Here is a 2,380-nt window from a genome sequence, read left to right as displayed (position 1 = left end):
AGTTGTCGTGCCGACGCATCTTGAATCATGATGCCATCCAGGTTGATCGTCCCGTGCGTGGGGGAATCCAGACAGCCCAGAATGTGCATCAGCGTGGACTTGCCGCTCCCCGAGGGGCCGATGATGGAGATGAATTCGCCGCCCTCGATATCCAGCGAGACATCATCCAGCGCGCGGATTTCCTCGCCGCCCAAATGATAAATCTTGCTGACGTTCCGGACTTCAACGAGTGCCATGGCAATTACCCCTTGCTCGGAATAACCGCCGGTTTGTTTATCAACGCGGGAGTGGCCGCTTCCGTGGCCGGTTTACCGCTGGTGACCGTTTTGCTTCCCTTGCCGCTTTTGCCAGCTTTCCCGTCCTTCTCCTTGCTTTTCGCGCGTTGGTTCAGCAAATCCTTGGGTGCTTCCAGCATCACCACCTCGCCATTGGTCAGGCCGCTTTGGATTTCGGCGAACTGGTAATCGGTGACGCCGACCGCCACCGGGCGACGCTCGTACCCCTCCTCCTTCTTGATGAGCACAAATCGGTCACCCTCTTCGCTGAACACGGCGGCGAGCGGTACGGCCAGCACGTTATCCGCTGCCGCGATGGGAATGGAAAGCGTCGCGGTCATGCCTGGTCGCACGCGCGGGTCCATTTGCACGATGCGGATGCGCGCGGCAAAGCCTTTAATGCCGTTCTTGATGGTCGCCTGGGGTGCCAGACGTTCGATGGACCCTTTCATGGTCACGCCCGCCAAGGATTCCACCTGAATATTTACCGGCTGATCGGGTGCCAGGCGCACGACGTCTGCCTGGTTGATATGCGCGTTCACGATCATGTCATTCAGATTGGCGATCGTCATCACTTCCGTCCCGGAGTTGAACCCCGCCGCGCCGGAAACCGTTTGCCCAAGGGAAACCGGGCGTGTCAGGACCGTGCAATCAAAGGGCGCGCGCAATTTCGTCTTGGTGAGCCGATCTTCCACCAGTTTCACCGCCTTCTCGGTTCGATCCAGTCCATTCTTGGAAATATCAATCTGGTTGCGCATCAAATCCAGCTCGGTGCTCAAATTCTGAAACTGTTCGAGGGAAATCAGGTTCTTGTCGTACAGCTCCTTGTTCCGTTGAAAATCCCGTTCTGCCTTCGTGAGCTGGAGTTTGGTGGCATGGATTTGCAGCTTGGACCCGGCGATCTCGATTAACTGCTGATCCCGTTCCGTCTGCAAATCCTGATCATCCAAGCGGCAGAGCAAATCACCCTTTTTGACCTTGTCTCCAATATCCACCGGCAGTTCCATGATGCGACCATTGACCTCCGGACGAACCGATACCTGATCCGCCGGCCCAATGTCTCCGGCGCCAGTGACGGCAAAACTGATGTCGCGCGCTTCCACAATCGCCGTCGTGGGGCGTTGCGGCTGGGTCACTAACGGTTTGGCGGACTGGCTCTGTTTCCAGAAATACCAACCACCGCCGCCCAACCCCGCCAAAATAATCAATGTCAGCAAATACTTCATGTCTGTTTCGGATGTGAAAAACAACTCTAATACCGCAGCCACCGCAAACCAAGCGTTACTTACGCGAAATTTTGTCAGTGACCAGCATGAAAATAGACGCCAAAGCGGTCTGTCTGATTCAATGGAATAGTGAGCATTATTTCCAAGGCAATTCGACTTTACATTTTGACGATGAGTGCTACTCTAAGGTTTGGGTAGTTTAAATGCATTTTATACAAGAAAAACAACGCTACTGGGTGGCAGCCTGCGTAGTGTGCCTCTGGATGAGCCTGTGTCAGGTCGTCCAAGGGGCGGTCGTGTTTCCTGGTGAATTTGCGCCGGGCGGCAACTGGTCGGCGGCGCCGGATCGGGGCAGCATCACGATGGACTCGACGAGCATTGTGATCACCGGGCCGACGGGCACGGGGTCGGGGGTAAGATCGAGTTTGGACGTGATGAACTATATCGGGCCTTCGAATAACGGAGTGACGCAGCAGTACAAGGTCACGTTTCACTATAAGTTGGAGGCCGGGAACAGCCTGAATGCGACGGCGTTGTTCATTACGGGGGGGACGCCGACGGCGCTGGCGGGGACAACGTATGGCGGGGGGACGGTGGAAGGGGATTTTTCGGCGGTGATCCCGCAATTCGGGCAATTTGCGTTTGGGTTGGATAACATGATCTACAAGAACGTGGCGGCCAAGCTGACGATCACGCAGTTTGTGGTGGCGGTGCCGGAGGCATCCACGTGGTGGGGGAGCAGTTTGTTTGTGCTGGCGTTTGGCTGGCGATACTGGTGGGTAAGGCGAAAAGGGCGGGCCAAAGTTAACCCGTCAGTCGCTTCGACTTAGTGCTTATCCGCAAATAAAAGTTGCCTTTTTCGCCGTGCTCTGTCAATTT

The 2,380-nt window shown here is 55.8% G+C and carries 3 protein-coding genes; 1 reads left to right on the top strand and 2 read right to left on the bottom strand.

The genetic code is table 11. The features are described from left to right. Together WCO56_29620 and WCO56_29615 are read right to left on the bottom strand one after the other, a co-directional pair. Positions 1 to 236: ATP-binding cassette domain-containing protein (locus tag WCO56_29620; GenBank protein MEI7733761.1), on the bottom strand; the 236-nt coding region annotated here is incomplete at its 3' end. Between the two features lie 5 nt (positions 237 to 241). Further along, positions 242 to 1,501, bottom strand: coding sequence for an efflux RND transporter periplasmic adaptor subunit (locus WCO56_29615; protein ID MEI7733760.1), 1,260 nt, complete (start codon positions 1,499 to 1,501; stop codon positions 242 to 244). A gap of 203 nt (positions 1,502 to 1,704) precedes the next feature. On the opposite strand from WCO56_29615, the gene WCO56_29610 reads away from it, so the two are divergent. Next, a complete protein-coding gene (locus WCO56_29610; GenBank protein MEI7733759.1) occupies positions 1,705 to 2,331 on the top strand; it encodes a hypothetical protein in 627 nt (208 codons plus the stop codon). Positions 2,332 to 2,380: the final 49 nt, after the last annotated feature.

This window comes from Verrucomicrobiota bacterium (assembly GCA_037139415.1).
Lineage (GTDB): Bacteria > Verrucomicrobiota > Verrucomicrobiia > Limisphaerales > Fontisphaeraceae > JBAXGN01.
This window is presented reverse-complemented; position numbering and strand designations above follow the sequence as displayed.